The organism is Mycobacterium parmense, assembly GCF_010730575.1.
Taxonomy (GTDB): Bacteria; Actinomycetota; Actinomycetes; order Mycobacteriales; family Mycobacteriaceae; genus Mycobacterium; species Mycobacterium parmense.
The window spans coordinates 5,918,255-5,943,623 of sequence record NZ_AP022614.1; the positions used below are offsets into that span (position 1 = coordinate 5,918,255).

The window sequence follows — 25,369 nt, forward strand, 5'->3', positions numbered from 1 at the left end:
TCTTACTTGGTTTTTCGAGCCTTCAGTTGGCTGAAGTGTTGGACAGACAGGTCGTCTGTGGAACTAGACGACGACCTGCTTGGGCATGACGATCGGCTTGAAGCCGTAGCGCGGCCCGGCCCCGTAGGCGCCGGCGCCCTTGGCGACACCCGCCATGCCCGGCATGCCGGGCATCGCGGTGACGGGCTCGGCCGCATCGGAGGCGACGGTCCAGCCCGAACCAGCCAGTGGTGCGGTCGACGAGACCTCGACTGCCGGCGTGGCCGCGGACCAGCCGGCCGGCACCGAGAGGCCGCCGATCGAGCCGGCTTCGCCTAGCGCGGCCGACGCGCCGCCGCCAGAAACGCTGTTCACCAGCGCGCCCTCGCCGATGGCGGCGCCACCGGCCAGCGGGGTGACGTCGCTGGCGGCGGCCGCCGGCGCCGCGGCGGCCAGCGTGTGGCCGAGCGACACCGCGGTGGGGATGGTGTTACCGACCCACCACGCCGCCGTAACCCCAACCTGCTGCACGGCGTTGAAGTTCAGCAGAGTACCGCCGAAGCCGTCCAACGAGGTCAGCAGGGACTGCACAGGGGCGGGCAAGGAGTTGAAGAAGCCGGTGCCAAACGTCTGCACGGTGCCGCCGTCGAAGATGGACGTCAGGTTACCGATCAGCCCGCTCAAGCCCGACGCCGCCGGCGAAGCGGTGGCGTTCGCGTATGCCGCCGACACCGCGGTGCCCTGGGTGGCGGCCGCGGCCGGGCTGGAGGTCGGCGACGCGGGAGTCAGGGGCTGTAAGACGCTCGCAGCCGTCGCCGCGGCCTGGTAGGTGATCATCGTGACGGCGTCCTGCACCCACATCTCCGCGTACTGAGCCTCGGTGGCCATGATCGCCGGAGTGTTGATGCCCAAAAAGTTGGTCGCCACCAGCGCCGCCAGCGTGGCCCGGTTCGCGGCGATCATCGGCGGCGGCACGATCGCCGCGAACGCCGCCTCGTAGGCGGCCGCCGACGCCGATGCCTGGGCAGCGGCCTGCTCGGCTGCTGCCGCGGTGGTTGTCAGCCAGCCCACGTAGGGCTGCGAGGCGGCCGCCGCCGCCGTCGATCCCACACCGGTCCACTGCTGGGAGGTCAGGTTCGCGACGATCGAGTCCCACGACGTTGCCGTGGTGCTCAACTCGGCGGCCAGGTTGCTCCAGGCCGACGCGGCGGCCATCAGCGGACCCGAACCCGCGCCCGTGTACATCATCGCGGAGTTGACCTCGGGCGGCAGAGCTGCAAAATCGAAAGCCATCAGAGTTCCGTCCTTTTCGTCGTTTTTGGCTGATCAGTGAGTTCTCGCGCCCGTCGCTCAGACGGCCCTCATCTTCGGCATGACGATCGGTTTGACGCCGTAGCGCGGTGCGCCGAAACCTGCGCTGTTGCGCGCCATCGCGCCCATACCGGGCATTCCGGGCACGACCGTTCCGGGGCCCGCCTGCGGCGCCGCGGCGGTCCACCCGACGGTCTGGACGGCGCTGACAGGAGTTGCCCCCGGAGTAATGGTCCCGGCCCAGCTCGGCGGAACGGACAGCTTGCCGACCATCGTCGCCTGGCCCACATTCGCGACCGGCGCCGCAGCCATGGCGCCCACACCTCCCATACCGGCGCCGGCCGGGGCCGTCACGTTCACCGCGTCAGCCGCGCCGGCAGCCGCGCCGGCGTCGCCTGTGTCAGCAGCCGCAGCCGGGAGCAGGCCACCGCCGGCCATACCGAGGCAGTCCGACATGGCCGAGGCCCAGTTGCCAGTCTCGTAGCTGCCGAAGTTCGCCGCGTTGCCCGAAGGGCTGAACGGGTTGCCGCCGACGCTGGTGGTGGGACCACCAAGGAAGGTGCTCAGGTTGTTGAGGAAGGAGTCGAAGCTGCTGAGGGGGCCGCTCGCCGCGGTGTTTGCGGCCTCGGTGCTGGCGTAGGTGCCCGAGCTCAACCCCAGGGTGCTGGTGAACTGCTGTTGGATGGCCTGCGCCTCACCAGCCAGCTGCTGGTAAAGCGTGCCATAACTCGAGAAGATCCCCGCCTGCAGCTGAGATACCGGGTCCGCAGCGGCCGGAGCAATAGCGGTCGTCGGCGCCGCGGCGCCGGCGTTCTGCGCTGTCAGTGAGTTACCGATCCCTTCCAGCTGCTGCGCCGCCGAAAGCAATTCCTCGGGGATTGCTGTCAAGAATGACATCTATCGCTCCTCGTGTTCAGAAAAATGCCGACCCCCGTGCGGTGGATCGACCTGTGCGTTCAGGTAATGGTCCCTGTGCGTTCGCGTAAGGCTAACTAGCTACGGCTCCACAGTCCTGACCGAAAGGGTTAGGGTGACAGCCGTTTACGGCGTTTTAACGAACAGTCCAGCAGTTTTAACACGTTCCTGGCGGGCGACATCATCGCGTCACGTGGCAACTCCCAGCAACGTAGGCCTCAGGCGCGCGGCGCGCGGATCCTACGCGAAGCCCGGGCGGCCCGCACGTTCGCTGATCGCACGAATTGCACCGGTGCGACACGAGGGGAGCTGACCCGGCGCGCTACATTCGCCGCCGGGCCCCCATAGCCCAATTGGCAGAGGCAGCGGACTTAAAATCCGCCCAGTGTCGGTTCGAGTCCGACTGGGGGCACAGCAACCCGGAGGAGGGGCTGGCGGGGCGCCGTCGTAACCCGGGTAGCTACAGGCGGACCGCCTGCCTGTAGCCAGGGGCGGCTTCGTCGGACCGGTCGGTGGAGTCGATCCTGCCAGTGTCGATACAAGAGGGAATGCAGCTCATCGTCGCCTGTGGCTCCACCCTCACCGCAGCCGAGGCAGATCAGACGAATCACCTTGTAGGCCGGCGCGATTCGCGCCCCGACATCCTGGCCGTGCGGCGGCACGAGAGGAAGAGCGTCCGGTCGGGATGCAGTATTGCGGCCGCGGCGCCATCTTTCGGGCGCACCTCGGGCACGGGTCATCGCCGTGCCAGCAGTTGGTCTGAAGGGCCGTGCCGCCGACGGCATCGGTGAATCCGGCCAGATTGGCGCCGGTCGACAGACTGCCCCTCGTGGTGGCACCCCACTGCAGATGCGGCGGTGCCGGCCCGCGCGCTCGCATACGAGCGCGCTTGCATTCAGGCGCTGCGCGAACTGGTCCGCGAGCTGGTCCCCCAACTGGTCCGCGATAGGTCATTGAAAGCCGCCGCCCGCGCGGCCAGCGCCTGATGCTCGGTCGGACGGGGCCACCCCCCCGACGTCGCGGCCGGCCAGTCGCATCAGCAAACCGCCGATCGCGTCGGCGGCGGCCGAGTGGTCGGCCACACCGGCCCGCATGGCGTTTCGGGGCAGGTCGGGGAACAACGCGTCCGCCGGCTCCTGGACGACGGTGCTGCCGCCCGCGGTCTTGATGGCGGCCAGCCCGGCGACTCCGTCGTCGAGCAGCCCCGACAGCAGGACGCCGATGGCGCGCGGCCCGTAGTCCAGCGCCACGGATCGCAACAGCGCGTTGATCGCGGGCCGCTGGCCGCTTTCGCGCGGCGCGTCCGACAGGGCCACCCGATGCTCGCGCGCGAGCAGGTGGCGGTCGGGCACCGCGGTGTAGATGCGGCCGGCCTGCAGCACGTCGCCGTCGACCGCCGGCACCGCCCGAAGCGGGCCACAGCGGTCGAGGATCTGCGCCAGCACCGACGGTGTCCGGGGGCTCGTGTGGACGACGACCATGACGGCGAACCCGAAGCCCGCGGGCATGCCCGCCGCCCACCCGGTCAGCGCCTGGATCCCGCCGGCGGACGCTCCGATTGCCACGACGCCTGCTGCGGGGCCTGCCGCCGGTACCGCCGTGTTCCGCATCGCCCCGCCTAGCCCCGGCCGTGTCGGCCAACGGCCAGCGGATCCCGCGTCGCCGTCTGAGACCCACGATGGCCGACCCGGGCAGCGGCGCCAAGGGTCTTTGGCCACCACTTCCGGCGACGCTCGTGCGCGAGGATTCAGTGCAACCGGACGAGGTTGTGGCCGAACCGATCACACCGATGATCCCGGCTACGGGCCCGCCGCATGCGCCGCCGCCGACCGCCGCTCCTAGACTGGCCAACCGTGGGCATGCTGTGTGGTCTTGCGCCGTGGATCGTCTATTGGGTGCTCGTCGGTAACGTCCCGTTCGCCGTCGCCGCGCTTGTCGCCCTGGCGATGGCCTTGGTGGCCGCGGCCGTCCCGGCGCTCACCGGCGCCGCAGGCGATTCGGGACGCGTGTTCGAAATGAGTTCGGCAACAGCATTTCTGGTGTTGACCGTACTGAGCTTCACGCTCAGCGAATCGTTGCTGGGGCAGTGGATCCTGCCGCTGGGCAATGCCGGGATGTTGCTGGTGGCTCTCGTCGCCACCGCGACCGGCAAGCCGTTCGTGCGCCCATTCGCGGCCGCGGAACAACCCGACGACGTGGTCGGGACCGACCTGTTCGGCCGGACCGTCGCGGCCCTGAACCGGGTCTGGGTTGCGACGTTCGCCGGCATGACTGTGTCATCGGCGATCCCGCCGCTCACGCTGAGCGGCGCCACCTTGCTGGACCGTGAGACGCCGCCGGCGTTCGTCTGTTATTGGGTCATCCCGTTCGCGCTGCTGGGCCTGGCGGCGCTGGTGTCTCGGGTGCTGCCGGCCCGCATGCTGGCGGGCATCGACGACGTCGCGCGGGAGACGTCGTTTGTCGCCTACGACGAAGCGACCATCGACGAGCTGTACTTCTTGGCCCAGGAACACGCCAACCGCGAGGTCGGCCCCGGCAAGGAGGCCTACAGCGTCAAGGTCGGGGGGATGGGCACTCCGCTGACCGGCGACGAGTCCCGCAAGTCGTGGCCCTCGACATACAAGGTGCGCGACAAGCGGCGCTGAGCGCGGACCGCCTCCACCCCGGGGCCGGCGGCCGGGTTCGGATACGTTGGTTGCGGCGGGGCGGGCCCGGATTCTGCCGCATGCGCCCCGCGTCTTGGTTGCGGCCTAACAGGGAGCAGGCGTGAACGCACACAGCCCGGATGCCATCCGCGCGGAAACCGTCACCATCACCGGCCACGGCGGCGACGAGATCGAGGCCTACCAAGCGGTGCCCCTCGCCGAGGGATCGCGCGGCGGGGTCGTCTGGATCCATCACATGCCCGGCTATGACCGGGAGACCAAGGAGTTCGTCCGGCGACTCGCCGTCAACGGCTTGCACGCCGTGGCCCCGAACCTCTACTCGCGGGAGGCCCCGGGTGCCTCCCCCGACGACGCCGCCGCCGCGGCGCGGGCGGCGGGCGGCGTGCCCGACGAGCGCCTGGTCGGCGATGTCGCGGGCGCGGTCGAGCACCTGCGCTCGTTGCCTGGCACCAACGGGAAGTACGGCGTGATCGGGCACTGCTCGGGCGGGCGGCACACGTTCCTCGCGGCGTGCTCGCTGCCGTTCGACGCGGCGGTGGACTGCTACGGCGGCTTCGTCGTCGAAAGCCCACCGGACGGTGTGCCTCGGGCGATCAAGCCGATCCTGCACCTCGCGCCGAACCTCAGCTGTCCGCTGCTCGGCCTCTTCGGTGCCGACGACCCCTTCCCGTCACCCGAAGCGGTGGCCACGCTGGACGCCGAGCTGACCAGGCTGGGCAAGCCACACGAATTCCATTCCTACGAGGGGGCGGGCCACGCCTTCTTCTCCGTCGACCGGCCGGCCTACCGCGTCGAGGCGGCCGTGGACGGGTGGCGGCGCATCGACGAGTTCTTCGGCACCCACCTGAAAGGCTAGGGCCCGGCCATGTGCACCCACCTCACCGAACACGTCGAGATCGACGGCAGCGGCAAAGGCGCGACCGGCTGGTTCGGTGCCAGCCGCGCGACCGTCTACGTCGACCACCCCGTCCATGCGCCCTACGCCCACACGGTCAACATCGACGTGATCAACCCGCGGATCGGCCCGTCGGCGCGGGTGGCCCTGGAACTCACCGAGGAGAGCGCCCTTGCGTTGGCCGATGCCATCCGCAACGCGATCTCGCACGCGCCCGCCGGTATCGCCTCCAAGAACCCACGCCATGACCGCTGACTTCGCGGGCCGCAACTATCCCGAAATGGCCGTCGCGCGAGGCAGAATCGAGCCCGCCCCGCGGCGCGTCCGCGGCTACCTCGGGCACGAGCTGGTCTTCGACACCTGCGCGGCCCGGTACGTGTGGGAGGTGCCGTATTACCCGCAGTATTACATCCCCCTGGCCGATGTCCGCGCGGGGTTCCTCAGCGACGAAAACCACCCGCAGAAGGTGCAATTCGGCCCCTCGCGGTTGCACTCCCTGCTCGGCGCCGGCAAGACGTACCCATCGGCCGCGCGCGTTTTCGATGCCGGCGGCGACAGCCCGGTGGCCGGCACCGTGCGGTTCGAGTGGGATCCGTTGCGGTGGTTCGAAGAAGACGAGCCGATCTACGGCCATCCGCGCAACCCGTATTCGCGGGTCGACGCCCTGCGGTCGCACCGGCACGTCCGCGTCGAACTCGACGGAGTCGCGCTGGCCGACACCGGGTCTCCCGTGTTGTTGTTCGAAACGGGTTTGCCGACGAGGTATTACATCGAGCCCACCGACGTCGCCTTCGAACATCTGCAACCCAGCCCGACCCAGACGCTTTGCCCGTACAAGGGGACGACGTCGGGCTACTGGTCGGTGCGGACGGGCCCCCCGGGCGAGCAGGTGGTGCATCCGGACCTGGCGTGGACCTACCACTACCCGCTCCCGGCGGTCGCCCAGATCGCGGGTCTGGTGGCTTTCTACAACGAAAAGCTCGACATCGCGGTCGACGGCGCCATGTTGGCGCGCCCGCAAACGCAATTCAGCTAGCCGGCACCCGGGTCCCGCGGCGGGACGAAATAATGATTTAAACTGCCGCACATGCGGTTGAAACATTGCCATTCGAGGCTTTCACCCGTCTACGGCGTCACTGCGCACCGCAGCATAAACCAAAGGCCGTGAGGTCGAATTGGGGTGTGTCTGAACCATGTTGCCTTATCCCGATTGGCTGAATCCCGGAGACAACGCCTGGCAATTGGTGGCAGCCACCCTTGTCGGCCTGATGAGCATCCCGGGCATCGCCGTGCTGTACGGCGGTATCGTCCAGAAGAAGTGGGCCGTCAACACGATGTTGATGGCCTTCACCGGTTTCTCTCTGGTCCTGGTCGTGTGGGTGCTGTGGGGATTCAAGATGGGCTTCGGCGAACCGCTGAAGCTGGGCCCCGGCATCCTGGCGTCGGCGGTCGGAAAACCCAGGACGATCCTGAGCAGCAATAACCAGCAGATCGCCTACATCCCGCTGCTGGACGGAACCATGCCGTCCTTCCGTTTCTCCGAGACCACGCTCGCGTACTTCCAGTTCGTGTTCGCCGGCATCACCCCGCTGCTTTTTCTCGGCAGCGTGATCGGTCGAATGAACTTCAAGGTGTGGCTCATCTTCGTGCCGCTGTGGTCGACATTCGCCTATTCGGTCAACGCGTTCCTGTTGTGGGGCGGCGGCTGGTGGTCGCACGCGGGCGCCCTGGATTACAGCGGCGGCTACGTGATCCACCTGGCTGCCGGGACAAGCGGTTTCGTCGCCGCCGCGGTGATCGGCCCGAGGCTGGCGCGCGACCGCGAACGCGCGGTGCCCAACAACCTCCCGCTTGCCGCGGTCGGGGCCGGCGTGCTGTGGCTGGGCTGGAACGGGTTCAACGGAGGTGACCCGTACTTCTCGGGCGCCGACGCCTCCCTGGCGGTGATCAACACGAACCTCACCACCGCCGTCGCCCTCCTGACCTGGGTGCTCTGGGACATCTTCGCCAGCAAGCAGCGCAAGCCCACGTTCCTCGGCGCCATCAACGGCATGATCACCGGGCTGGTCGCGATCACCCCGGCCGCCGGCTTCGTGAACAGCTTCGGCGCCATCATCATCGGCGTCGTGGCGTCCTCGCTGGTGTGGATGTCGTGGAATTGGCTCGGCACGACGCGGCCGTTCAAGAAGGTCGACGACACCCTGGGCGTGTTCCACACCCACGGGGTGGCGGGGCTGGCGGGCGGGCTGCTCGTCGGGGTGCTCGCCGACCCCCACATCGTCGAGTACCTGGGCGGCAGCACGGGTCAGGACGCGACCTTCGCCGGATGGCTGTACGGCCACCACCCGAAGCAGATACTGATCCAGGCCGGGGCCGCCGGCACCATCATCGTCTGGGATGCGCTGGTCACCTTCGTGATCCTGCGCGTGCTGGGCCTGTTCATGAAGCTGCGGTTGCCCGACGAGGTGCTGGAGACAGGTGACCTCGGCGTGCACGACGAAGAGGCGTACCCGGACGACACGCTCGTCACCGGCCGGCGAATCGACCCCTCGGCGGCGACGCGGTCTGCACCGGCGGGGTCCACGTCCGCCGAGCCGGCGAATGACTAGCCATGAAGCTGATCACCGCCATCGTCCAGCCACACACGCTCGAAGACGTGCGGCATGCGGTTGAGGCGTCCGGCGTGCTGGGTATGACCGTCGTCGCGGTGCAGGGCTACGGCAGGCAGCGGGGGCACACCGAGGTCTATCGCGGGGCCGAGTACGCCGTCGAGTTCGTGCCGAAGGTCCGTGTCGAGGTGCTGGTCGACGACGAGTTCGTCGAGCGCGTGTCGACCGCCATCATCGGAGCAGCGCGCACCGGGAAGATCGGCGACGGCAAGGTGTGGGTCTCGCCGATCGACACGGTGGTCCGGATCCGGACCGGTGAGCGCGACCAGCAGGCGCTCTGACGCCAGCGCCGCCGCGGGGCCACCTCTCGCCGGGCGGGTGTGACATTTGCCTCGATGGCCGCCGATTTCAGAGAAGTATGAGAACCCGCGCGGTCGCACAGGTGCCACGTGCATCGGTGGCGACACCGAGAAACGGCTGGAAAAAGCGGTGTTCAGCCTTCGCTGCGCGAAAAATGTTGACACACCCGGAAATTAAGAAGAATAAGCGAATTCTAAGAGAACTTCGTGATGCAGGTAACTCTGGGTGCGCAGTGACGTCCCTGCGCCCGGCAACGAGCCGGTAAACTCTGGAAAACGCAATCGCATCAGCACTTCTCGATGCGCTAATCCGGTGACGGCCAGGCTTTCTCTGTCGCGCTCCGCAGCGGCGACCCGCACGCCCGCGTCGACCGAATCACAGCAAAGGCGGTGCCAGCATGAGCGATGTGGGGATGCTTGATACCTCGTCGGTAGTCCGGATCCCGGTGGGGAACGGCCCGATCACCGACATCGACGTCAGCCCCGACGGCGCCAGGTTGTACGTGACCAACTACGGGCACGACAGCGCGTCGGTCGTCGATACCCGCACCGGACGCGTCGTGGAGACCATCCGCGGCCTCAGTGAACCGTCCGCCATTGCCCTCAGCGGTGAAGGGCCGGCCCGTGCGTACGTCCTCACCGCGCGCGCCGCCTACGACGCGATCGACGTCATCGACGCCGCGACCAACCGCGTCGTCGCCACGCACCGGCTCGCGCTCAGCGTGAGCGACATGGCGGTCAGTGCCGACGGACAATCCCTCTTCGTCTGCCGCAACGGCGCGCCCGGCGCCGATGTCGCGGTGCTCGACTCCGCCGGGGCGACGCGCGCTGTGGTCGAGCTCGCGACCGTGCCGGGCACCACCGCGGAGTTCGTCCGCATCAGCGCCGACGGGACTCGCCTGTACGTCGGCACCAACGGGCCCTGCGGCGGCCGGATCGTGGTCATCGACCCCCGGGCCCGGCCGGCCCGCGGTGGCCCGCGCGTGGTCGACGTCGTCGACTTGGGCCTTCCCGTCCGCGACCTCGCGCTGAGCGCCGACGGCGGCACCGCCTACGTGGCCAGCTACGGCCCGGTCGTCGGCGCGGTGCTCGACGTCATCGACACCGGCAACCGCAAGATCGTCACCACCCGGAAGATCGGGGAGATCACCGGCGTGCTCACGCGGCTGGCACTCAGCCGGGACGGCAACCGCGCCTATCTCCTCAGCGAGGACGCGATCACCGTGGTGTCCTCGCGCACGCAGGACGTGATCGATGACGTCCGGGTAACCGCGCACCCGTCGGCCGTGGTGGAAAGCCCCGACGGCAGGAGCCTGTACATCGCGGACCATGGCGGCATGGTCACCGTGGCGTCATCGGTCCCGGCGCCGGGCCGCGAGCCGAGCCTGGCGCGGCGCGAACCCGCGCCCCACGAGGCGGCGCTCGTCTGACCGTTTGCGCGTGTCTTCCGGCCCGGGCGCGCGAACAGGTTTCCTCGCGCTGCGTGCGGCGATAGCATTCGCCCGATCGCATAACAGCTGCGCCGGAATCCGAAGGCGGTACATCAATGGACAGCACGATGCAGGACTTTCCGTTGACGATCGCCGCGATCATGCGGCACGGCTGCGGCGTGCATCGCGAACGCACGGTCACGACCTCGACCGGAGACGGCTACCGGATGAGCACCTACGGGGAGGTGGGCGACCAGGCCGCCCGGCTGGCGAACGGCCTGCGCCGCCTCGGGGTCAGCGGTGACCAGCGGGTGGGAACGTTCATGTGGAACAACGCCGAGCATCTGGCCGCCTACCTGGCGATCCCGTCGATGGGCGCCGTGCTGCACACCCTCAACATCCGGCTCTTCCCCGAACAGCTCGCCTACGTCGCCAACGAAGCGCAAGACCGCGTGGTGCTGGTCGACGCGTCGCTGGCCGAGGTGCTCGCGCCCGTGCTGGGCGAGCTGGAGACCGTCCACACCGTGATCATGGTGGGGGAGGGCGATGCCGCGCGGCTCGAGCGGTCGGGCAAGAAGGTGGTGCGATACGCCGACGTGATCGACGGCGAGTCGGCCGAATTCGACTGGCCGGAGATCGACGAAAGATCCGCCGCCGCAATGTGCTACACCAGTGGCACCACCGGCAACCCCAAAGGCGTTGTCTACAGCCATCGTTCGAGCTTCCTACACAGCATGGCGGCGTGCACCACCAATGGCATCGGCATCGGGTCCAGCGACATCGTGCTGCCGGTCGTGCCGATGTTCCACGCCAACGCATGGGGCCTGCCCTACGCGGCGCTGATGGCGGGCGCCGACATCGTCATGCCGGACCGCCACCTCGACGCGCGCTCGGTGATCGACATGATCGAGACGCAGCGGCCGACCGTGGCGGGTGCGGTCCCGACGATCTGGAACGACGTCAGGCACCGGCTGGAGGACGATCCCGATCACGACCTCTCCTCGCTGCGCCTGGTGGCATGCGGTGGCTCGGCCGTGCCGCTTTCGCTGATGCAGACCTTCGAGGACAAGCACGGCGTCCGGATCCGGCAGCTGTGGGGCATGACGGAGACCTCTCCGATGGCCACCACCGCGTGGCCACCTCCGGGAGTGCCGGAGGAGCACCGGTGGGCCTACCGCGCGACCCAGGGCCAGCCCCTGTGCGGGGTGGAGGTCCGCATCGTCGACGACGACGGCACGGTGTTGCCCAACGACGGCGTCGCGGTGGGCGAGGTGGAGGTCCGCGGGCCGTGGATCGCGGGCTCGTACTATCTGGGCCGCGACGAATCCAAGTTCGACTCCGGCTGGTTGCGCACGGGCGACGTCGGCCGCCTGGACGAGCGAAGCTTCATCACCCTGACCGACCGAGCCAAGGACGTCATCAAGTCCGGTGGGGAGTGGATCTCCTCGGTCGAGCTGGAGAACGCCCTGATCGGCCACCCGCACGTCATGGACGCCGCGGTTGTCGGGGTTCCCGACGAGCGCTGGCAGGAACGGCCACTCGCGGTCGTCGTCGCCAAGCCCGGCACGTCGGTCAGCGCGGAGCATCTACGAATGTTCTTGGCGGACAAGGTCGCCCGTTGGTGGCTGCCCGAGCGGTGGACCTTCGTCGAGGAGATCCCGCGCACCAGCGTGGGCAAATACGACAAGAAGGCCATGCGGTCGCGCTACGCCGACCACGGCTACTGGGTGGTCGAGGCCCGCGACTGAAGGATGAGAGTCCGCCGCTCAACCGTCGCGAAAACGGTTGAGCGACAGATCTACTCGACGAGTTTCTAGCTGGACGGCACGTCGAAGTACGTCGTGCCGCCGATCAGCGTGCCGCCCGTGGCCGGGGGAGTGTAGGACATGTAGATCGGCATCTGCGAGAAGATGTAGTTGCCGGTGTTGAAGACGCCGCTGGGATTCGGTGAGCCGGGCGGGATCGTCGATTGAGGCACTTCCACCAGTGTTTGGGGATAGAGGTTGGGGTCCACGCTGACCGTCTGCGTGTACAGCGGCGCGTAACCACCAGTGCTGCTGTTGTAGGCCTGCACGGAGAACGTTGTCCCGTCCGGCAGCGGCGCCCCCGGCAGAATGCCGGACAGATTGTTGGGCAGCAGGTTCTGCGGGATGTCACCGCCCACCCCGCCGGTGTCGATGGTCGCGAAGTTGACCGCCTGATAACCCGTGGTGACGCCGTCGTAGCTGACCGATATCTCCAGCTGGCCGGTCTCGGGCGCTCCCGAGACCGAGGCGAAGGGCGTCAACGGGTTGTCGCCGAACTGGAAATAGTGCTGCGGCTGATTGATCAGCACACCGTTGGCGAGATCACCGGGCAACTGCGGGACGAAGCTGTTGGGCAGGTTCTGATTGCTCAGTTGGTCGGTCGAGACCGTGTTGACTCCGGTGCCGAGGACGCCTTCCCACTCGCTCATGGGTTTGGCAATCCCGTTGCCGTCGGTTTCGCTGGTGACGACGCCGATCGTCATCGGCTTGGTCATGATCCCGTTGCCCAGGTTCATCTCGGCCGTGTAGGTGTCGTAGTGGGTGATGGTTTGGAGGGACGGGTCCGAACTCGGGCCGAAGGTGTACTCGAGACCCTCTTGAATCGGCTGTCCGAGGGATTGCACATTGACGTTCTGCTCGGGGATCAACGTCGTGGTGGAGCCGGTGTCGATGAACGCCTTCGACACCGGGCCGCCGTTGATGGAGATGTCGAGCTCGGGGCGGGTCTGGTCCATCGTCAGCGTGACGCTGGCCGCACCGCCCGCGCCGCCGGCCGATCCGGCATGGCCCGCCAGCGCGCCGCCCGGGGCGCCGGTGCCGCCGGCGGTCGCGGCGCCGTCGGTCACGCCGCCGGTACCACCCCCGCCGCCGTTGCCGATCAACTGCCCGCCGTGGCCGCCGGTACCGCCGTTCGCGAACGCCCCGCCCTCGCCGCCCGCACCGCCGTTGCCGAACCAGTGCGCGGTGCCGCCGGCGCCTCCGGTGGCGAAGGGTCCGCCGATCCCGCCGGCACCGCCGTTGCCCCACAGCAGGCCCCCGGTGCCCCCGGTGCCCCCGACTCCGCCGTCGACGACTTCGCTTGCGGCGTCGAGGGTAAACGTGCCGCCCTGGCCGCCGGCACCACCGGCGCCGAACAACACCGCGTTGCCGCCGGCACCGCCGATTCCGTTCGTGCCGCCGAGCCCGCCGGTTCCGCCGGTGCCCCACAGCAGGCCCCCGGTTCCCCCGGCGCCGCCGGCCGCCCCGGCACCGCCCATACCGCCCATGCCGCCGGTCCCCAGCAGGCCGGCCGGACCGCCGGCGCCGCCGGCCACACCGGTGGCCGTGCTCGCGCCGCCGCTGCCGCCGTTGCCCCACAAGATGCCGCCGGCCCCGCCGGCTGTCCCGACCCCCTCGGCGTTGGTGGAACCGTTGACGCCGTTACCGATCAACGGACGGCTTAGCAGCGCTTCGGTCGGCGCATTGATCACACCCAGCACGTTCTGCTCGAGGTTTTGCACCGGCGCCGAGCTGAGCAAACCCGATGCGTTGTCCTGCAGCGCCTGCAGCGGACTCGCCAGCGGCAACGCGTTGGCGGCCTCGGCCGTCGCGTAGGCGCCCGCGCCGGCATTCAGGGTCGCCACCAACTGCGTGTGAAATGCCGCCGCCCGCGCGCTGAGCGCCTGAAAGGCCGACGCGTGGTTGGAGAACAAGGCGGCAACCGCCGCGGACACCTCGTCGTCGGCGGCGACGAGCAGCCCGATCGTGGGTCCCGCCGCGGCCGTGTGGGCTTCGCTGATTGTGGAGCCGAGGCTGGCCAGATTTCTTGCTGCGTCGGTCACCAATTCCGGCGCCGCGACCACGAACGACATCTACCCTCCGGGTGTGATCACAAGTGATTGAGCGGTCGCTCCCGAATCGCGACGAACGGATGTTAACCCGATCGCGCTATCAGTCAGGCATTTTCGCGGAAGTACCCGAAACGCATTTTCGGACCACCTGAATTTGCGCAGCAGAAGTCGTTGCGCGCCAATTGTTCTGGCAACGCAACGTCCGAGTAGTCAGCGATCAGGGCAGGATGTGCAGACCCCACTTGCTGAGCAGCGGCTCGACCAGCACGAAATAGGTGGTGTGGTCATCCCCCTCGGGCGACGACGTCAGAATGCCGACCGCGCTGACCGTGCCGTCCGCGTTCTTGACGAAGCCCGGGCTGCCGCTGTCTCCGGGCAGGCTGTAGACGTTGGTCTCGACCGCGTAATTGCCTTCGGTGCCCGTCACCGCACCACAGGTTTCGCCGGTGACCGCGCCGACCTTGCAGAACGGCATGCCAACCTGAATCTGGCTGAAACCGAGCGCATTACGGACCGGGTAGCGCCCGGCGACGTCACCGACCGGCACGCCGACCGCCTGGTCGAGGCGGATGATCGCGGCATCCTTGCGCTGCGTCCCGGTATCGCCGTTCTCTTCGTACTCCTGGGCACTGACCCTGCCCAGCGGGACGTTGTCATCGCCATAAGTCCACACCGAGCCATCGTGCGAGTCGCAGTGCCCACTGGTCATCAGGTAGTAGGCGTCGTCGTTGCCCCTGGCGGCGAAAGCCGCGGTGCACGCAGAGTTGTCATCCTCGATCTTGGCGCCGGGAGCCGGCGGATTCCCTTCGGCCAGAACGGGACCGGCCGACGATCCCGCGCCGATCACCGCGGTGGCGATCACGGCCAGAGCGCGTGACCACATCCGAGGAACTTGGTCCCCGTCGTCAGTTGCTCAGCCACACGTGCCAGAAGCCGTCCGGGCCCGGGCGGCAGTCCCAGTGGGTGTAGAGGTTGTCGTTGTGGGTGATCTCGACGTTGGGAGCGTCGGCCTGACACCCTGCGGCGCTCGAATAGTTGCCCTCCACCTCTATCTCGTCGGCGTTGGCAACGCCCAACCCGACGGTCAGAAGGCCGGCCGACGCCAGCATCGTTGCAGCAATCAAGGTTCTCATGGAACACCCTCCGGGTATGTCGTTGGCGATCACAGCAAAATGAATTTAACGACCGGCTCAGCGGCGTCGTTCTGAAAACAGCCAAACTCGATTCCGACAGTTCCGTTGCGGCGCAAGGATCCTGACTACCGCGGAACTACGAAAAGTCAGCCGGTCCGAATTGCGGGCGATGCGAGACCGTGAGTTTGTCGGCCTGAGCCGTTGGATACGCTCGGACTGCCGAAGGCGTCGGGGATTCGACGGCGAAAAAGACACCGACGTCAAGTAGCCGGGGCGGCCGGCGCCCGATTTTCGAGTAACCCACTACGCAGGACGTGAGCTCCGGATTCCCGCAGGCTGGTGTGCGCCGGCGCGTGGTGCGCCGCTGCGCGATGCCGCCGCATCCGCCCCACCCTCGAGGAGGAGTCCTGATGGCGACACCCCAACCGTCCGTCGGTCCGTTGCCCGAAGACGGCCCCGAAGATGGTGAGGACATCGGTGTGCCCAATCAGTATCAGCTGCGTGGTAACGGCGTGCGGATCACTTACTTTCCCACCGGCGCCGGCCCGCTAACCCACGACGGCCGAATCATTCTGATTTATCAGGACTCTCACCGTTCACTCGTGTTCCGGGGCGCTCAGGTGCAAACGGTCGTCGTCGCGGATTTCGGCACGTGCGTCACCGCGACTCTGGAGAGAACTCTCGAGATCGAATCCGTCGCCGTCACACTGTTGATACCGACCGTGTTCTTGGCCGACGGAGGATCGACCAGCATTCGCACCGTGCTGGTCACGACGGTGCACACGCCGGGCGTCATCGGCCGGCAGCGCGAAAACCACACCGTGGTAGCACTGGCCGGCAAAGCATGGAGCGGTCCGCTGCCGTTGTGACGCGGGTGGTGAATCTCGACCGGACATCGACCGCCCGCGCCGCTTGGGTACCGTCGGGACCATGTGCCGCCTCTTTGGACTACACGCCGGGACCGACGTCTGCACCGCGACCTTCTGGCTGCTCGACGCGCCCGACAGCCTCTCCGAGCAGAGCAGGAGGAACCCCGACGGCACGGGCCTGGGCGTCTTCGACGAGCACGGGCGACCGGTCGTGTGCAAGCAGCCGATGGCCGCCTGGGACGACGCCGCCTTCGCCACCGAGGCGCACGAGCTCAGTGGCACCACGTTCGTCGCCCACGTCCGTTATGCGACAACCGGATCGCTCGACGCGCGCAACACCCACCCGTTCCTGCAGGACGGCCGGATATTCGCGCACAACGGCGTCGTCGAGGGGCTCGACATCATCGAGCGGCGCCTGCGTGAGGTGGGCACCGACAACCTCGTCGAGGGCAAGACCGATTCCGAGCGGGTCTTCGCCCTGATCACCGCGGGCGTCCGCGCGCACGACGGCGACGTGACGGCCGGACTCCTCGACGCCGTGGGATGGCTTGCGGCGAACGTACCGATCTTCGGGGTCAACCTGCTGCTGAGCACGGCCACCGACATGTGGGCGCTGCGCTACCCCGAAGGCAACCAGCTCTACCTGCTCGACCGGCGCCACGACTCGCGATCATCGGCGCCGGACCGCAAATTCCATATGCGCACCGAGCGGATACGCGCGCTCTCCGACCACCTGTGCACGCGCTCGTCGGTGGTCTTCGCCAGCGAACCGATGGACGACGACCCGCGCTGGAGCCTGCTCGAGTCGGGAGAGCTGGTGCACGTCGACGGCGCGCTGAACCTCTCGCGCCGCATAGCGCTGCCGGACCCGCCCCGGCATCTGCTCCGCACCGCCGATCTGAGCAAGCCGGCGCAGCAGGCACAGGCGGTGTCACCCTGAACCCTGCCCTGTCGGCCGGGGGTGGGGGCTGGCAGAGTGGGCGGGCGTGAGGACCAGACGTGCGCTTGTGCTGGCCGGTGGCGGAATCGCCGGGATTGCCTGGGAGATAGGGGTTCTGCGCGGGATCGCCGACGAGTCGCCGGCGGCGGCACGGTTGTTGACGGATTCCGACGTGCTGGTGGGAACCTCGGCCGGTGCGGCCGTCGCCGCGCAACTCGGCAGCGCCAGCACCCTCGACGCGCTGTTCGGCCGGCAGGTCGGCCAGGCGTCGGCCGAAATCGACTCCGGTGTCGACGTCGACACCATCACCGAGCTCTTCCTGGCGGCCTTGGCGGAACCCTGTGAGGGCGAAAACGAACCGGACCACATGCGGCAGCGGCTGCGGCGCATCGGAGCGGTCGCGCTGGCGACCCCCACGGTCCCCGCGCCGGTGCGCCGCGAGGTCATCGCGGCGCGCCTGCCCTCGCTCGACTGGCCCGCGCGGCCGCTGCGGCTCACCGCGATCGACGTCGACACCGGCGAGCTGGTCGTCTTCGACCGGGATTCGGGTGTCGACCTCGTCGACGCGGTGGCCGCGAGTTGCGCGGTGCCGGGGGCCTGGCCGCCGGTGGCCATCGGGGGCCGGCGCTACATGGACGGAGGGGTCGGCAGCAGCGTGAACCTGGGCGTGGCCGGTGACTGCGACGTCGCGGTGGTGCTCGTGCCCTCGGGCGTGGACGCGCCGGCGCCCTTCGGCGACGGGCCGGCCGCCGAGATTGCGGCGTTCGGCGGCTCGGCGTTCGCCGTGTTCGCCGACGGCGCCTCGCTGACGGCGTTCGGGGCCAACCCGCTCGACCCGCGCTGCCGCATCGCCTCGGCGACGGCCGGGCGCGAGCAGGGCCGGCGCGAAGCCGCGGCCGTCGCCCGGTTCCTCGGGGTCTGACCGGCCTCGCTCAGCCCTCGATGGTGGGAGGGGCGGGCCGATCGGGCGCCCCGTCCAACGTGGCGCCCGCCTCGCCGCCCGCTTCGCCGCCCACCTCAAAGGCGTCCAGGGCCCGGTTTGCCAGAGCCCGGCCCACGTCGATCACCTCGAGCGCCCGGTGAAAATCCAGGCTCCTGCAGACCGAGCGCGGCACCTCGATGAGCAGGTCCGGCGGGTAGACCGCCAGCGTGTGGCGCGCCAGCGCCGCCTGGGCGATGTCGATGGTCCGGTTCATCACCTCGAAGCTGCCCAGTTTCGGGATTTCCGTTGCGGCGCGCGCCAATTCGTCTTCGATCCGGTCGGGCGTAGCGGGTTCGGCGTCCGGATCGTCCGAGAGGCTTTCGGGTGTCGCGCCGAACCTGCTCAGCACGGCCCGCGCGGTGGGCCGGTCCAACAGCGCCGAGGTGCTGCGCACCACGCGGTTGAGCCACTCGACGCCGGCACCGGGCTCGTCTTCGCGAGCGCCGATGGTCTCGCTGCCGCTCAGGCTCACGGCGATGGTCAGGTCGGCGTTCACCGCCGAAAGGGGGGCCATCGGGAGCGGGTCGAGGATGCCGCCGTCGGCGAGCAGGCGCCCGTCGATCTCGTGCGGGGCGATCACCCCCGGTATCGCGATGGACGCGCGGATCGCCTCGTCGACGGGGCCGCGCTGGAACCACACCGACTTCCCCGCCAACAGGTCGGTCGCCACCGCCGTGTAGGGGATGGGCAGTTCCTCGATCGTGACCGGACCGAGGATGTCGCGGACCGCGTCCAGGATCTTTTCGGCCCGCATCACGCCGGCCGCGCTGATGGACAGGTCGAGCAGCCGCAGCACGGCGCGCTGCGTGAGGGACTTCGCCCAGTCGGCGAACTCGTCGAGACGGCCCGCGGCCTCCAAGCCACCGACCACCGCGCCCATCGACGAGCCGGAGATTCCCGCGATGCTGTAGTCGCGTTCCCGCAGCGCCTCGATGACCCCGATGTGGGCGTAGCCGCGGGCGCCGCCGCTGCCGAGCGCCAAGGCCACCCGGGGCGGCGCCGATCGGCGCGCCGCTGGTGACCCAGGTCCGCCGGCCATGCCATCATTCTGCGCGGCGAATCAGCCCGGCGTCTGGCGAGCCGACGTTTGAGTAGCCGTGATCCGAATTACTAACCGCACTCGTCGGCGGCGGCCGCGCGCGCGGCCGTGATCACGGCGGCCTGGCGGGCCGGGGTCAGGTCCGCCCACCGGTGGTTCCACGTGCCCGGGGTGCCCGACGGCGCGGCCTGGACCATCGCCAGGTACGGCTCCAGCTGCGCCTGACCGGTCTTCGGCTGGGCATCCATCCACACCTTGGCGGCGTGACACGCCTGGTAGTACTGCTCTTCCGTCGAATCCGCGGGCACGTCGACCCGGGTGGTCACCCCTCCGGGGGAAAGCCCGACGGCGCCCGGCGGCGCCGAGCCCGGTCCGCCGCGGGCGGCCGTCGACGGCGCCGGCGAGGGCGCCGTCCCGGCGTTCTGGGGGGCATGCGAGCAGCCCACGACCGGCCACAGACCTGCCACGAGAACAACCCCGCCCCAAAGCAGGGGCCGATGAGAGCGCGGACGCACGTTCTCAATGTATGCAACACTGGCTGCCGTGATGGAGCGCTTCGGATTTTGCGAGTGTTGTCGGCCCTGACCCGCCGCCGCTTGCCCGACCCTTCCCATCCTGGAGCCCTCGTCAAATGTCTCTGCCCGTCACCCATGACGCTGCCCTGCGCCCACGTTCCTTCGCGACGCCTTCCTCCGGTCCGACCCGGCTGCGGGTGCCCGACCTGCTGCACGCCACCGACCAAGCCGCCGACGACGTCCTCAGCGGACGCTGCGACCACCTGCTGCCCGAGGGTGGCGTACCGCGATCGCGGCGCTGGTTCACCCGCATCCACGGCGACGACGAGCTTGACGTCTGGCTGATCAGCTGGGTTCCCGGCCACGCCACTGAGCTGCACGACCACGGCGGCTCGCTGGGCGCGTTGACCGTCGTGTCCGGGTCGTTGGCCGAATTCCGCTGGGACGGAACGACTTTACGACGACGAAGGCTCGACGCGGGCGATCAGGCCGGGTTCCCGCTGGGCTGGGTGCACGACGTGGTGTGGTCGCCCCGGCCCGTGGCCGAGTCCGCCGCCGCGGCGACGGCGCCGGCGACGCTGAGTGTGCACGCCTACTCGCCGCCGCTGACCGCGATGTCGTACTACGAGATCACCGAGCGCAACAGGCTGCGCCGCCGGCGCACCGAACTGACCGACCAACCGGAAGGACCGTGATGAGCCGCATCGACCTGGTGCTCAGAGCCGCCCGGCGCCGCTACCGCCGGCTTCCCGCCGCCGAGGTGCCCGACGCGCTGCGGCGCGGCGCGGTCCTCGTCGACATCCGGCCGCAGGCGCAGCGCTTCCGCGAGGGCGAGGTGCCCGGCGCCCTGGTGATCGAACGCAACGTCCTGGAATGGCGCTGCGACCCGACCAGCGACGCCCGCCTGCCCGAAGCCGTCGGCGACGACGTCGAGTGGGTGATCCTGTGCTCGGAGGGCTATACCTCCAGCCTGGCGGCGGCCGCGCTGCTGGACATCGGACTGGTCCGCGCCACCGACGTCATCGGCGGCTACCACGCGCTGGCCGGAGCCGGGGTGCTCGAGCAGCTCGGCGGCGGCTCCGTCGACCGGGGCCCGGGAGCACCGGCGCACGCCGGCGCTCCCGGCCGCCGCTGGATCTAGCCGCTGTTGGCGTGCAGCAGCGGCCGTAGCCTGTCGGTTTTCTCCTGCGTCCACCCCGGCGGGGACAGTACCGCCGCCCACCCGTCGGCGACGTCACCGACGTAGTGATGTCCGTGCCCGTCGGGCACGTCCACCGCGACGGCCATGTCGGCCGACACCTGCAGGAAGGTGACCACCGGGATCCAGCGGGTCTGCGGCAGCACGTCGTAGCCCCGCTTCTCCTTGAGCCAGTCCGGCTCCTTGAACAGCAGGTTGGGGGTCCACCAGGCGATCGGATCGGAAGCGTGCTGCAGGTACACCACCCGCGGGTGGTCCCATGGAGAGTTCGGACGGGTCAAATCGCTTGCGCGAGCGACGAACCGGACCGCCCTGCCGTCCTGGTAGATCGGCAGCCACTCCGGTGACCCGGCGTCGCGGGTGGCGGTCAGGTCGGTCCAGATGGTGTTGTTGAAGGTCGGACCGCTGAACAGCGCGCCGTCGGTGCGGGCGAGGACATTGTTGAGGCTCATGAAGGGCGCCTCGCCGCCGAAGGACCCGAGGCTCTCGCCGAAGACGACGAGCTTGGGACGCCGGTTCTCGGGCATCTGCCGGATCAGCCTGTCGACCGCTTCGAAGAGGGCCTGCCCCGCGTGCCGGGCGTTCTCCTTGTCCACCAGGAACGACAGCCAGCTCGGCAGGAACGAGTACTGCATGCTCACGATGGCGGTGTCGCCGTTGTACATGTACTCCAGCGCCGAGGCCTCGGCCTCGTTGATCCAGCCGGTGCCGGTGGTGGTGCCCACCGCGACGACGGCCCGCTGCAGCCCGCCCTCGCGCTGCAGCTCCCGCGCCGCCAGTTCCGCGGTCTCGGTGATGCCGTGCGCGGAGTTCAGCCCGGCGTAGGCGCGGATCGGCTCGGTGGCAGGCGTCCCGTTGAAGGCGCTGAGCTGCGCGACGCTGGGACCCCCTTCGATGAAGATGCGGCCCTCCCGCCCCAGCGAGTCCCACGACGCCAGCGACTGCGGGCCACCCGAGCGCAGGGGCGTCAGGGGGGCCGCCGTTGCGGGGCTCATCTCGTCGTTCGCCGAGGCGAAGGTGTTGTTCATGATGCGCATCGCGAACTTGAGCACGACACCGTTGAGCACCGTGATGGTGAGCGTGATCAGCACGACCACCACGATGGTCGCCGAGAGGCGAATCGGTGCGACCCGGTCGAGCTCACCGACCAGGAAGCGCACCAGCCAACGGATGAACTGGCCGATCTCGACCAGGGTGAACAGGATGACGAGCGACAAGACCCCGGCCAGCGGATAGTCGTACCACTTCAGGTGGGCGACGCCCATCAGGTCGCGCACGTCGTCCTGCCACACGTGGAATCGGATCGCCATCACGACCATGCCGACCGCGCCGACGGGTATCAGCACCTTCCAGGCCCAGCGCGGGGCCGGCGGACTGGAGCTCCAACCCAGCATGTACCGGACCAGCCAGACCGAGAAGACGCCGATCCCGTAACCGATGGCGCCAGAGATGCCGCTGACCAGGCCCTGGAACAACGCGGCGCGGGGCAGCAACGAGGGCGTCATCGAAAACCACACGAACACAAGGCCGCCCGCAGTGCCGGTGAAGGTGTAGTGACGAACCCACCAGGGCTTGGCGGTCGCCGGTGGCCCGGCGCCTTCGGGAGCGTTCGCGGCCTGCGGCGCGGTCGCCGGCTCGGCCGTCCGGCCGGCGTGCGGTTCGGCGTCGGTGTCTGTCGCAGAACCCGGCTCGTCCATGCCAGGCGTCCTACCGGTGGGTGAAGTTGGGAGCGCGCTTCTCGACGAACGCCGCCATGCCCTCGGATTGGTCCGCGGTCGCAAAAGCCGAGTGGAACAGCCGGCGCTCGTACAGCAGCCCTTCCGCCAGAGTGGATTCGAATGCCCGGTTGACGGCCTCCTTGGCCATCCGGGCCGCCGAACGCGACATCTGCGAAATGGTGGTGGCCACCGCCATCGCCTCGCTGATCAAATCGTCGGCCGGCACCACCCGCGAGACCAGCCCGCTGCGCTCGGCCTCGGCGGCGTCGATGGTGCGGCCGGTCAGGATGAGGTCCATGGCCTTGGCCTTGCCGATGGCCCGGGTCAGCCGCTGCGAGCCGCCCATGCCCGGCAGCACACCGAGTTTGATCTCCGGCTGACCGAACTTCGCGGTGTCGGCAGCGATCAACAGGTCGCACATCATCGCGAGCTCGCAGCCCCCGCCCAGCGCGTGTCCGGCCACGGCGGCGATCGTGGGGGTGCGCACGGCCGCCAGCTTCGCCCAGGGGGCAAAGAAGTCGGCGCCGAACGCGTCGGCGAAGCTGAGGCCGGCCATCTCCTTGATGTCGGCCCCGGCGGCGAACGCCTTGGCCGAGCCGGTGATCACGATTGCTCCGATGTCGGATTCGTTGTCCAATTCGGTTGCGGCACAGGTGACTTCGTTCATCATCTGACTGTTGAGCGCGTTGAGCGCGTTGGGCCGGTTCAACGTGATGATGCCGACCCGGTGGTCGCGCTCGACGATGATCGTTTCGTAAGTCGCGTCTGTCATACAAACCGCCTTTCTAGAAACTCAAGTCGTCGTCGACCGGGGCGAAATACGCTTCCACGTCGGCCGCGCTGACCTCTGCCAGCTCCGCCGGCGACCACTTCGGATTGCGGTCCTTGTCAACCAGCTGCGCGCGGATGCCCTCCACCAGGTCGTGCGAGCGCAGCGACGCCGACGACACCCGATAGTCCTGCACCAGAACGTCTTCCAGCGTCTGCGCCTTGCCCGCGCGGCGCACCGCTTCCAGGGTGACCGACAGCGCGATGGGGGATCGGGTCGCGATCAGGTCGGCGGCGTCGTTCGCCGGACGCGCGTCATGCCCGCGCAGCGCCGCGACGATGTCCTCGACGCTGTCGCCCGCGTAGCATTCGTCGATCCAGTCCCGTTGCGCGGCAAGCTCACTCGGCGGCGGTTCGACCGCGTGGCGGGCCAGTGCGGCGTCCACGCCGTCGGCGACCACCGCCGCGGTGAACGCCTCGAGGTCGCCGTGCGGCACATAGTGGTCGGCGAACCCGAGCGCGATCGCGTCGGCGCCGGAGAACGGCGCCCCGGTCAGCGCGGCATGCAGCCCCAGCGCGCCGGGCGCCCGCGACAGCAGATAAGCTCCGCCGACGTCGGGGATGAACCCGATGCCCACCTCGGGCATCGCGACCTTCGAGGTGTCGGTCACCACCCGGGTGTTGCCGTGCGCGCTGACCCCGACGCCGCCGCCCATCACGATGCCGTCCATGAGGGCCACGTAAGGTTTCGCGAACCGGCCGATCTGGCCGTTCATCAGGTACTCGTCGCGCCAGAATCGCCGCGCCTCGGCCCCGTCCTTGCGGGCGCTGTGGTAGACCGCCACGACGTCGCCGCCCGCGCACAGCCCGCGCTCGCCGGCTCCGGAGACAACCACCGCGCGCACCGCGTCGTCGTCCGCCCAGCGGGCCAGCACGTCACGCAGGAGGTCGACCATGTTCTGGTTGAGCGAGTTGATCGCCCTGGGGCGGTTGAGCGTGATCAGGCCGACGTCGCCCTCGACGCGGGTCACGACTTCATCGGATTGGTCGCTCACGCCTTTACCCTCCCATCGCCGGCCCGTTCCCGACCTGCAATCTAGATCCTCTCTGGCGCAGCGGCGCCCGCGGGTAAGGTTTATGTTTGACCCGACGACGGCAGCAGAGATCCCGAACGGCCGGAAACGCCCGCAACCAGCGGCTGGGAACCCGGGCCGGCCGCCAATCGTTGAGCAGATGTTCGCGCAGCTAGAGCCAACAGTTTCAGCAAGAGAGGATCCGACGGTGCGGGAGACAAGCAACCCGGTATTTCGTTCACTGCCTAAGCAGCGGGGCGGATACGCGCAGTTCGGCACTGGCGCGCCCCCCGTGCAGGGGTACCAGACCAACCCCTATTCGGCGCCCTATCAGGCCCCCTACCAGGAGGCCCGCGAGGTCAGGGCCTCCCGGCCTCTCACCATCGACGACGTCGTCACCAAGACCGGCATCACGCTGGCCGTGCTGACGGCGACCGCCGCCGTCTCCTACTTCCTGGTGAAGTCGGACCTGGCGCTGGCCATGCCGCTGAGCCTGGTCGGGGCGCTCGGCGGCCTGGGCCTGGTGCTGATCGCGACCCTGGGCCGCAAGCAGGACAACCCGGGGATCGTGCTGAGCTACGCCGTCCTCGAGGGGATGTTCCTCGGCGCCATCTCGTTCGTGATGGCGAATTTCAGCGTGTCGTCGGCCAACGCCGGCATGTTGGTCGGCGAGGCCATCATGGGCACCATGGGCGTGTTCTTCGGCATGCTCGTCGTCTACAAGACCGGCGCCATCCGTGTCACACCCAAGTTCACCCGAATGCTGGTCGCTGCCATGTTCGGCGTGCTGGCCCTGATGCTCGGCAACTTCGTGCTCGCGATGTTCGGTGTCGGCGGCGGAACCGGCCTCGGACTGCGCAGCGGCGGACCGCTGGCCATCATCTTCTCGCTGGTGTGCATCGGCATCGCGGCGTTCAGCTTCCTGATCGACTTCGACGCCGCCGATCAGATGATCCGCGCCGGGGCGCCGGAGAGGGCGGCCTGGGGCATCGCGCTGGGGCTGACCGTGACCCTGGTATGGCTGTACATCGAGATCCTGCGTCTGCTGAGTTATCTGCAGAACGACTAGTCAGCCACGACGAAAAAGGCCGGCACTTCGGTGCCGGCCTTTTTC

25 protein-coding genes and 1 tRNA gene are annotated in these 25,369 nt (G+C 68.9%); 15 read left to right on the forward strand and 11 right to left on the reverse strand.

Annotation, left to right across the window (positions count from 1 at the left end; all coding sequences use genetic code 11):
* Window positions 1-63: 63 nt before the first annotated feature.
* Both G6N48_RS27445 and G6N48_RS27450 read right to left on the reverse strand, forming a co-directional pair.
* Window positions 64-1,272: a PPE family protein gene (locus G6N48_RS27445; RefSeq protein WP_085269441.1), complete on the reverse strand. Its 1,209-nt coding sequence runs from the start codon at window positions 1,270-1,272 to the stop codon at window positions 64-66.
* A 57-nt stretch (window positions 1,273-1,329) separates the two neighbouring features.
* Window positions 1,330-2,187 carry a PPE family protein, SVP subgroup gene (locus tag G6N48_RS27450; RefSeq protein ID WP_085269440.1) on the reverse strand — a complete coding sequence of 286 codons (858 nt, stop codon included), beginning with the start codon at window positions 2,185-2,187 and terminating at the stop codon, window positions 1,330-1,332.
* A 356-nt stretch (window positions 2,188-2,543) separates the two neighbouring features.
* On the opposite strand from G6N48_RS27450, the gene G6N48_RS27455 reads away from it, so the two are divergent.
* Window positions 2,544-2,617: transfer RNA gene (locus tag G6N48_RS27455), tRNA-Leu, on the forward strand.
* Window positions 2,618-3,155: 538 nt separating this feature from the next.
* Here the strand turns inward: G6N48_RS27455 and G6N48_RS27460 are convergent.
* Window positions 3,156-3,770, reverse strand: a complete 615-nt coding sequence (locus tag G6N48_RS27460) for a chemotaxis protein CheB (protein WP_232066733.1) — start codon at window positions 3,768-3,770, stop codon at window positions 3,156-3,158.
* A gap of 288 nt (window positions 3,771-4,058) precedes the next feature.
* Here G6N48_RS27460 and G6N48_RS27465 point away from each other — a divergent pair, with 288 nt between their 5' ends.
* The 8 genes from G6N48_RS27465 to G6N48_RS27500 all read left to right on the forward strand — a co-directional run bounded on the left by G6N48_RS27465 (window position 4,059) and on the right by G6N48_RS27500 (window position 11,912).
* Window positions 4,059-4,850 (forward strand): hypothetical protein, encoded by a 792-nt coding sequence (locus G6N48_RS27465; RefSeq protein ID WP_085269438.1) that lies wholly within the window; start codon window positions 4,059-4,061, stop codon window positions 4,848-4,850.
* 121 nt (window positions 4,851-4,971) lie between these two features.
* Window positions 4,972-5,727, forward strand: a complete 756-nt coding sequence (locus tag G6N48_RS27470) for a dienelactone hydrolase family protein (protein WP_085269437.1) — start codon at window positions 4,972-4,974, stop codon at window positions 5,725-5,727.
* Window positions 5,728-5,736: 9 nt separating this feature from the next.
* Complete coding sequence (locus tag G6N48_RS27475) at window positions 5,737-6,021, forward strand: DUF6295 family protein (RefSeq protein ID WP_085269436.1); 285 nt, start codon at window positions 5,737-5,739, stop codon at window positions 6,019-6,021.
* Window positions 6,011-6,802 carry a DUF427 domain-containing protein gene (locus G6N48_RS27480; RefSeq protein ID WP_085269435.1) on the forward strand — a complete coding sequence of 264 codons (792 nt, stop codon included), beginning with the start codon at window positions 6,011-6,013 and terminating at the stop codon, window positions 6,800-6,802. Before G6N48_RS27475 ends, G6N48_RS27480 begins: the two co-directional genes overlap by 11 nt.
* Before the next feature lie 157 nt (window positions 6,803-6,959).
* Complete coding sequence (locus G6N48_RS27485) at window positions 6,960-8,375, forward strand: ammonium transporter (protein WP_085269434.1); 1,416 nt, start codon at window positions 6,960-6,962, stop codon at window positions 8,373-8,375.
* A 2-nt stretch (window positions 8,376-8,377) separates the two neighbouring features.
* Window positions 8,378-8,716, forward strand: a complete 339-nt coding sequence (locus tag G6N48_RS27490; RefSeq protein ID WP_085269433.1) for a P-II family nitrogen regulator — start codon at window positions 8,378-8,380, stop codon at window positions 8,714-8,716.
* 416 nt (window positions 8,717-9,132) lie between these two features.
* The gene (locus G6N48_RS27495; RefSeq protein ID WP_085269432.1) at window positions 9,133-10,164 is read left to right on the forward strand and encodes a YncE family protein; all 1,032 of its coding nucleotides are present in this window, start codon (window positions 9,133-9,135) and stop codon (window positions 10,162-10,164) included.
* 116 nt (window positions 10,165-10,280) lie between these two features.
* Window positions 10,281-11,912, forward strand: coding sequence for a fatty acid--CoA ligase (locus G6N48_RS27500; RefSeq protein WP_085269431.1), 1,632 nt, complete (start codon window positions 10,281-10,283; stop codon window positions 11,910-11,912).
* A gap of 65 nt (window positions 11,913-11,977) precedes the next feature.
* Here G6N48_RS27500 and G6N48_RS27505 read toward each other — a convergent pair whose 3' ends face one another.
* The 3 genes from G6N48_RS27505 to G6N48_RS27515 form a co-directional block, all read right to left on the reverse strand.
* The gene (locus tag G6N48_RS27505; RefSeq protein WP_085269430.1) at window positions 11,978-14,041 is read right to left on the reverse strand and encodes a PE domain-containing protein; all 2,064 of its coding nucleotides are present in this window, start codon (window positions 14,039-14,041) and stop codon (window positions 11,978-11,980) included.
* A gap of 196 nt (window positions 14,042-14,237) precedes the next feature.
* The gene (locus G6N48_RS27510) at window positions 14,238-14,903 is read right to left on the reverse strand and encodes a S1 family peptidase (RefSeq protein ID WP_085269429.1); all 666 of its coding nucleotides are present in this window, start codon (window positions 14,901-14,903) and stop codon (window positions 14,238-14,240) included.
* A 22-nt stretch (window positions 14,904-14,925) separates the two neighbouring features.
* Window positions 14,926-15,153 carry a hypothetical protein gene (locus G6N48_RS27515; protein WP_085269428.1) on the reverse strand — a complete coding sequence of 76 codons (228 nt, stop codon included), beginning with the start codon at window positions 15,151-15,153 and terminating at the stop codon, window positions 14,926-14,928.
* Window positions 15,154-15,593: 440 nt separating this feature from the next.
* Between G6N48_RS27515 and G6N48_RS27520 the strand changes: the two genes are divergently transcribed.
* The 3 genes from G6N48_RS27520 to G6N48_RS27530 all read left to right on the forward strand — a co-directional run bounded on the left by G6N48_RS27520 (window position 15,594) and on the right by G6N48_RS27530 (window position 17,884).
* Window positions 15,594-16,022, forward strand: coding sequence for a hypothetical protein (locus G6N48_RS27520; protein ID WP_139825788.1), 429 nt, complete (start codon window positions 15,594-15,596; stop codon window positions 16,020-16,022).
* Window positions 16,023-16,083: 61 nt separating this feature from the next.
* Window positions 16,084-16,962 (forward strand): class II glutamine amidotransferase, encoded by an 879-nt coding sequence (locus tag G6N48_RS27525; RefSeq protein ID WP_085269426.1) that lies wholly within the window; start codon window positions 16,084-16,086, stop codon window positions 16,960-16,962.
* 46 nt (window positions 16,963-17,008) lie between these two features.
* Complete coding sequence (locus G6N48_RS27530; RefSeq protein WP_085269425.1) at window positions 17,009-17,884, forward strand: patatin-like phospholipase family protein; 876 nt, start codon at window positions 17,009-17,011, stop codon at window positions 17,882-17,884.
* 10 nt (window positions 17,885-17,894) lie between these two features.
* On the opposite strand, the gene G6N48_RS27535 is transcribed toward G6N48_RS27530, so the two are convergent.
* Both G6N48_RS27535 and G6N48_RS27540 read right to left on the reverse strand, forming a co-directional pair.
* Window positions 17,895-18,983, reverse strand: coding sequence for a patatin-like phospholipase family protein (locus G6N48_RS27535; protein ID WP_139825787.1), 1,089 nt, complete (start codon window positions 18,981-18,983; stop codon window positions 17,895-17,897).
* Window positions 18,984-19,054: 71 nt separating this feature from the next.
* Window positions 19,055-19,498 carry a lipoprotein LpqV gene (locus G6N48_RS27540; protein WP_169718435.1) on the reverse strand — a complete coding sequence of 148 codons (444 nt, stop codon included), beginning with the start codon at window positions 19,496-19,498 and terminating at the stop codon, window positions 19,055-19,057.
* 116 nt (window positions 19,499-19,614) lie between these two features.
* On the opposite strand from G6N48_RS27540, the gene G6N48_RS27545 reads away from it, so the two are divergent.
* Window positions 19,615-20,193 (forward strand): cysteine dioxygenase, encoded by a 579-nt coding sequence (locus G6N48_RS27545; protein ID WP_085269422.1) that lies wholly within the window; start codon window positions 19,615-19,617, stop codon window positions 20,191-20,193.
* Window positions 20,193-20,639 carry a rhodanese-like domain-containing protein gene (locus tag G6N48_RS27550; RefSeq protein ID WP_085269421.1) on the forward strand — a complete coding sequence of 149 codons (447 nt, stop codon included), beginning with the start codon at window positions 20,193-20,195 and terminating at the stop codon, window positions 20,637-20,639. The genes G6N48_RS27545 and G6N48_RS27550 overlap by 1 nt, the downstream gene beginning before the upstream one ends.
* Here the strand turns inward: G6N48_RS27550 and G6N48_RS27555 are convergent.
* Genes G6N48_RS27555 through G6N48_RS27565 form a run of 3 tightly spaced genes read right to left on the reverse strand, consistent with a single transcriptional unit; the run spans window position 20,636 to window position 24,237 of the window.
* Window positions 20,636-22,393, reverse strand: coding sequence for an alpha/beta hydrolase (locus tag G6N48_RS27555; RefSeq protein WP_085269420.1), 1,758 nt, complete (start codon window positions 22,391-22,393; stop codon window positions 20,636-20,638). The two genes, G6N48_RS27550 and G6N48_RS27555, sit on opposite strands and share 4 nt — an antisense overlap.
* Before the next feature lie 10 nt (window positions 22,394-22,403).
* A complete protein-coding gene (locus tag G6N48_RS27560; RefSeq protein WP_085269419.1) occupies window positions 22,404-23,186 on the reverse strand; it encodes an enoyl-CoA hydratase in 783 nt (260 codons plus the stop codon).
* A 13-nt stretch (window positions 23,187-23,199) separates the two neighbouring features.
* Window positions 23,200-24,237 (reverse strand): enoyl-CoA hydratase/isomerase family protein, encoded by a 1,038-nt coding sequence (locus G6N48_RS27565; RefSeq protein WP_085269418.1) that lies wholly within the window; start codon window positions 24,235-24,237, stop codon window positions 23,200-23,202.
* A 226-nt stretch (window positions 24,238-24,463) separates the two neighbouring features.
* On the opposite strand from G6N48_RS27565, the gene G6N48_RS27570 reads away from it, so the two are divergent.
* Window positions 24,464-25,324: a Bax inhibitor-1/YccA family protein gene (locus G6N48_RS27570; RefSeq protein ID WP_085269417.1), complete on the forward strand. Its 861-nt coding sequence runs from the start codon at window positions 24,464-24,466 to the stop codon at window positions 25,322-25,324.
* Window positions 25,325-25,369: the final 45 nt, after the last annotated feature.

What these genes read in the sequence shown, in the direction of transcription:
- G6N48_RS27480 (WP_085269435.1), top strand. Translation starts at nt 6,011, where the DNA reads ATGACCGCTGACTTCGCGGGCCGCAACTATCCCGAAATGGCCGTCGCG.
- G6N48_RS27500 (WP_085269431.1), top strand. Translation starts at nt 10,281, where the DNA reads ATGGACAGCACGATGCAGGACTTTCCGTTGACGATCGCCGCGATCATG.
- G6N48_RS27490 (WP_085269433.1), top strand. Translation starts at nt 8,378, where the DNA reads ATGAAGCTGATCACCGCCATCGTCCAGCCACACACGCTCGAAGACGTG.
- G6N48_RS27475 (WP_085269436.1), top strand. Translation starts at nt 5,737, where the DNA reads ATGTGCACCCACCTCACCGAACACGTCGAGATCGACGGCAGCGGCAAA.
- G6N48_RS27515 (WP_085269428.1), bottom strand. Translation starts at nt 15,153, where the DNA reads ATGAGAACCTTGATTGCTGCAACGATGCTGGCGTCGGCCGGCCTTCTG.
- G6N48_RS27535 (WP_139825787.1), bottom strand. Translation starts at nt 18,983, where the DNA reads ATGGCCGGCGGACCTGGGTCACCAGCGGCGCGCCGATCGGCGCCGCCC.
- G6N48_RS27485 (WP_085269434.1), top strand. Translation starts at nt 6,960, where the DNA reads ATGTTGCCTTATCCCGATTGGCTGAATCCCGGAGACAACGCCTGGCAA.
- G6N48_RS27545 (WP_085269422.1), top strand. Translation starts at nt 19,615, where the DNA reads ATGTCTCTGCCCGTCACCCATGACGCTGCCCTGCGCCCACGTTCCTTC.
- G6N48_RS27495 (WP_085269432.1), top strand. Translation starts at nt 9,133, where the DNA reads ATGAGCGATGTGGGGATGCTTGATACCTCGTCGGTAGTCCGGATCCCG.
- G6N48_RS27555 (WP_085269420.1), bottom strand. Translation starts at nt 22,393, where the DNA reads ATGGACGAGCCGGGTTCTGCGACAGACACCGACGCCGAACCGCACGCC.
- G6N48_RS27525 (WP_085269426.1), top strand. Translation starts at nt 16,084, where the DNA reads ATGTGCCGCCTCTTTGGACTACACGCCGGGACCGACGTCTGCACCGCG.
- G6N48_RS27560 (WP_085269419.1), bottom strand. Translation starts at nt 23,186, where the DNA reads ATGACAGACGCGACTTACGAAACGATCATCGTCGAGCGCGACCACCGG.
- G6N48_RS27510 (WP_085269429.1), bottom strand. Translation starts at nt 14,903, where the DNA reads ATGTGGTCACGCGCTCTGGCCGTGATCGCCACCGCGGTGATCGGCGCG.
- G6N48_RS27450 (WP_085269440.1), bottom strand. Translation starts at nt 2,187, where the DNA reads ATGTCATTCTTGACAGCAATCCCCGAGGAATTGCTTTCGGCGGCGCAG.
- G6N48_RS27505 (WP_085269430.1), bottom strand. Translation starts at nt 14,041, where the DNA reads ATGTCGTTCGTGGTCGCGGCGCCGGAATTGGTGACCGACGCAGCAAGA.
- G6N48_RS27445 (WP_085269441.1), bottom strand. Translation starts at nt 1,272, where the DNA reads ATGGCTTTCGATTTTGCAGCTCTGCCGCCCGAGGTCAACTCCGCGATG.
- G6N48_RS27550 (WP_085269421.1), top strand. Translation starts at nt 20,193, where the DNA reads ATGAGCCGCATCGACCTGGTGCTCAGAGCCGCCCGGCGCCGCTACCGC.